Origin of the sequence: Saccharomonospora halophila 8 (assembly GCF_000383775.1) — a bacterium.
In the GTDB taxonomy this organism is placed as follows: domain Bacteria; phylum Actinomycetota; class Actinomycetes; order Mycobacteriales; family Pseudonocardiaceae; genus Saccharomonospora; species Saccharomonospora halophila.
Genome location: NZ_KB912483.1, coordinates 56,029 through 60,528, shown reverse-complemented (window position 1 = coordinate 60,528; position 4,500 = coordinate 56,029). Strand labels below are relative to the sequence as shown.

Sequence of the window (4,500 nt, the reverse complement as noted above, 5' to 3'; positions counted from 1 at the left end):
CACGGCGGTCACCACCGCGAGCACGATCATCACGACCGTCCCGTAGACCACCTTGGCGATCAGCGAGACCGTCAGGGTGATCGCCACGGCCAGGCACACCAGCCCCGCCACGACCATGCGGTTGCCCACCCGCAGGATCTCGGTACGGCGCCCTTCGCGGAACAGCACCCGGTGCCAGGTGGCGGGGGCGGTGAGCAGCGCGGTGGACGCCGCCGTGAACAGCACCGTCACCAGGTGCAGCACCTTCTCGAAGTCCCCGGCCTCCCGGAACGGCCCGGTGAACACGACGGCGAGCAGGAACCCGAACAGGATCTGCACCCCGGCCTGCGCCACCCGCAGTTCCCCGAGCAGCTCGCTCAGGTTCCGGGCGAGCTGTACGTCGCGGGACTCCCCCGTCTCGCTCACGGGGACACCCGCTCCCGGCGGACGGGGTCCGTCGGCAGGACGACCGGCTCGTCCTTCCGGGTCCGTTCGTGCCAGCCCAGCGTCGTCACGGAGCAGACCAGCACGGCCAGGCCGAGCCACTGGGTCGGGGACAGGGTCTCGCCGAGCACGGTCACGCCGATGACCGCGGCCGTGGCCGGGAAGGCCAGTTCGGCCAGGGTCGCCCTGGCGGCCGGGGTGGTCGCCATCCCCACGTAGTACAGACTCAGCGCGACCAGCCCGGGCACGAGCGCGAGCAGGAGCAGCCCCGGCGCGTTCTCCCAACCGACCGCGAACGGTTCGTCCCGGCCCGCGACGAACAGGGCCGCCACCGGCAACCCCACGCTGAACCGCAGCACCGTCACGTCCCGGGGCCGCAGCCGGGCGGACACGAACCGCCCCAGCACGGTGCCCGACGCCCACAGCGCGGCCGCACCCAGCGCGAGCAGTGCCGTGTGCAGCGCGGCGACGTGGACGTCGAACGGGTCGGCGAAGGCGAGCATCCACGCGCCCGCCAGTGCGGGCACGGCGAACAGGAGGTATCCGGAACGCAGACGTTCCCCGAGGAGCACGACCGCGGCGAGCATCGCGAACAGCGGCTGCATCTTCTGCAGCACCAGCGGGGTCACCGCGTCCCCGGTCCGGAAGGCCATGGTGAACAACGCGGTGGCCGCGGCCGAGGCCCCACCCCCGATCACCAGGACGGCGATCCACTCGCGCGGCCCGCACCGGGCGAGCGCCCGCACCGCCGAGGGCAGCAGCGGCAGCAGCACCGCCGCCACGATCAGGTGCTCCCAGAACACCACGCTCCCCGCGGGGAGATCCTCCGCCAGCGGCTGCCGGAGCAGACCGTCGGTGCCCCACAACGCCGCCGCGATCGCCACCAGCCACGTCCGGTCGACGCCCGCGGCGCGACCCTTTCCCGCCGTCGAAGTCACGCCGCCCAGGCTACGAGGCGGGCCCCGCCGGACGCGGCACCGGACCACTCCGCGGGACCACCCGGACAGGTGACTACGGATTGCGACGTCCGGCCACCTCTGGTTAGCAGTCACCATGCGAAACCGAACGACTCCCTCAGTAGTCACCACGACACTCACCACGACCGCACTGCTGTCCGCACTCGCCCTCGGCGGGGCCGGCACCGCCACGGCCCGGGACGACGACACGGATGGCACGGACACCGGGCGCACGCTCTCCGACGCCACCGACGTCGCCGGGTCGGCGCTGACCGGCGGCACCGACTCGGTGCAACTGCCGTTCACCGGCATCACGGTGACGGCCGCCTACGGCACGTTCGACGCACCCGGCGAGGGTGCCGACGACCCGGCCGCGATCACCTACCGGGAGGACCTCGTGCCCGTGGGTTCCGCGGCCCGGGTGGTGTCGGTGGCGGGCTCCTCGTCGGGCACGGTGATCAAGCTGAAGGTCGAGGACCTGCGCGCCGACCGCGGGTACGGCGCCCACGTGCACACCGACCCCTGCGGCCCGGCCCCGGCCGACGCGGGCGGCCACTACCAGCACCGGCAGGACCCCGACCAGCCGTCCACCGACCCGGCCTACGCCAACCCGGACAACGAGATCTGGCTCGACTTCACCACCGACGACACCGGCGCCGCCGAGGTCGAGTCGTCCGTCGAGTGGTCCTTCGGCGAGCGCAGGCCGTCCTCGGTCGTCCTCCACGAACACCACACCCTGACCGGCGAGGGCGAGGCGGGCGTCGCGGGCGACCGTCTGGCCTGCCTCGACGTCGACTTCTGACCCACCGCACGTCCCCCGGCGGCCCCGGACAGCTCCGCACGGGGCCGACGGCGTTCTCCGGAACCGGCAAACCAACGGGTCCCGCCACCGCGATCGGGAGGACATCACCGAACGGCACACTGGGGTCACCGCCGGACAGCCCGCCCCGTACCCCGGTTCGCCGCGAAGGCCCCCTTCACTGCGCACGGTGCCGTGAGGGATCCCTTCACTGCGTCCGATGCAGGGAAGGAGTCCTTCACGGCACCCTCCCGCGCCCGGGTGGTCGGGTGGGTCGGGGACAATCGGGGGGATGAGCGTGGAGGAGTTGGCGCGGCCCGTGCCTGCGCAGACCCTGCGGATCGGCCCGTACGAGGTCGATCCGCCCGTCGTGCTGGCGCCGATGGCGGGGATCACGAACGTCGCGTTCCGCAGGCTGTGCCGGGAGTACGGCGCGGGGCTCTACGTGTGCGAGATGATCACCGCCCGTGCCGTGGTGGAGCGGCACCCGGGCACGTGGCACATGATGACCTTCGACGAGGGTGAGTACCCCCGCTCGATGCAGCTCTACGGCGTCGACCCCGCCACCATGCGGGAAGCCGTGAAGATCATCGTCGGGGAGGGGCTGGCCGACCACGTCGACGCCAACTTCGGCTGCCCGGTCGCGAAGGTGACCCGCAAGGGCGGCGGTGCGGCGCTGCCCTTCAAGCGCAAGCTCTTCGGTGACATCGTCCGCGCCTCCGTCGAGGCCGCGGAGCCCGCGGGCGTACCGTTCACGGTGAAATTCCGCGTCGGCATCGACGACGACCACCACACCTACGTGGACGCGGGACGCATCGCCGAGGCCGAGGGGGCGGCGTCGGTGGCGCTGCACGCGCGCACCGCCGCGCAGCGCTACTCCGGCCAGGCCGACTGGTCGCACATCGCCCGGCTCAAGGAGGCGGTCACCACCGTGCCGGTGCTCGGCAACGGCGACATCTTCACCGCCGACGACGCACTGCGCATGGTCGCCGAGACCGGCTGCGACGGGATCGTCGTGGGCCGCGGCTGCCTCGGCCGGCCGTGGTTGTTCGGCGAGCTGGAGGCGGCGTTCGCGGGCAGGCCCGTGCCCGACGGGCCGTCGCTCGGCCAGGTGGCCGGCGTGCTGCGCCGACACGCCGAACTGCTCGTCGAGCACGACGGGCCGGACAAGGCGATGCGGGACCTGCGCAAACACATGGCCTGGTACTTCATGGGCTTCCCCGTCGGCTCGCAGCTGCGCCGCCGGTTCTCGATGGTGTCCTCGCTCGACGAACTCGACGAACTGATCGCCCAGCTCGACCGGTCCGCGCCGTTTCCCACCGACGCCCTCGGCCCCCGGGGCAGGCAGGGCTCGCCCGGCAAGGTCACCCTGCCGCACGGCTGGCTCGACGACCCCGACGACCCGGGTGTGCCCGAGGGGGCCGACGTGATGCACTCCGGCGGCTGACCCCGCCGCCGAGTGACGTATGTCAAGTTCGCTCGGCCTCCACGAGCGAGGGACTAACCGCGCCGATGATTACAGAGAGCGACGAACTTACGGTGTGTCTTCCCTCTTACCCCAGGAAACACCTGAGAGGCTTACCCGCGCTCGCCTCATCGTGGCCCCCTGACCCACGTCACCGCGACGCTCGGTGAAAAACTTCGCCCGAGGTGTCGTCCCGGACGGCGGATATCCGTACGATAACGAAGGCCGTCCTCGCGACGATCACAACAACTGGCGTCATCAGATTCCCCGGATGGGGGAACCGAGTGTGAAGGGAGCGTGCGTGTCGGACGACCGCGGCACTCCCGGAGTCACCTCTCAAGCGGAGGAATGGCGGGCCCGGGCCAGGCGCAACCGGGAGGAGTCACAACGCCGTCGGCGGCGTTCCCTCGACGAGAACGGCGGGATCACCGTCTCGGAGGTCGTCGCCCGGCACGCCGCCGAGCGGCAGTCGGCGGACGGTCCCCCGGACGGGCGTTCCGGCTCCCGGCACGCCCGCGCGGACCGGGAGCCGGAACCGGACCGGTCCACCGGCCCCCCCACAACCCGCGCACGGCACTCCCGCGCCGAACCGGAACCCGCCGAACCGGCACTCCCCGAACCGGAACCCGCGGCGCAGGAGGCGGCGGAGCCACCCCCTCCGGTCGCACCGGCACCGGAAACCGGAGAGCCGTACCCGGCACCCGAGACCTCCGCTCCCGCGGCACACCGGCCGTGGGCACCGCAGGACCCCGAACCCGGTGGCCGGGCATCGTTCGTTCCCACCGGCGAGGAATCCACGCCCGCGACGCCCGCGATCCGACCGCAGGCCCCCACCGCCGGACGCCCGCCCGCCGGTC

Annotated in this window: 4 protein-coding genes and 1 pseudogene; 3 read left to right on the top strand and 2 right to left on the bottom strand. The window is 72.6% G+C overall.

Annotated features, from left to right (window positions below; all coding sequences use genetic code 11):
* Nucleotides 1–405, bottom strand: a 405-nt coding sequence (locus SACHA_RS19805; protein ID WP_019806695.1) for a DUF6328 family protein, incomplete at its 3' end; no start/stop codon positions are given.
* Nucleotides 402–1,307, bottom strand: a complete 906-nt coding sequence (locus SACHA_RS0101690) for a DMT family transporter (protein ID WP_019806693.1) — start codon at nt 1,305–1,307, stop codon at nt 402–404. The genes SACHA_RS0101690 and SACHA_RS19805, both read right to left, overlap by 4 nt.
* A 169-nt stretch (nt 1,308–1,476) precedes the next feature.
* On the opposite strand from SACHA_RS0101690, the gene SACHA_RS0101685 reads away from it, so the two are divergent.
* The 3 genes and pseudogenes from SACHA_RS0101685 to SACHA_RS25895 form a co-directional block, all read left to right on the top strand.
* A complete protein-coding gene (locus SACHA_RS0101685; RefSeq protein ID WP_019806692.1) occupies nt 1,477–2,181 on the top strand; it encodes a superoxide dismutase family protein in 705 nt (234 codons plus the stop codon).
* A gap of 289 nt (nt 2,182–2,470) precedes the next feature.
* The gene (dusB, locus tag SACHA_RS0101680) at nt 2,471–3,625 is read left to right on the top strand and encodes a tRNA dihydrouridine synthase DusB (RefSeq protein WP_019806689.1); all 1,155 of its coding nucleotides are present in this window, start codon (nt 2,471–2,473) and stop codon (nt 3,623–3,625) included.
* 319 nt (nt 3,626–3,944) lie between these two features.
* Nucleotides 3,945–4,500, top strand: a pseudogene (locus SACHA_RS25895) (hypothetical protein); the annotation flags it as partial.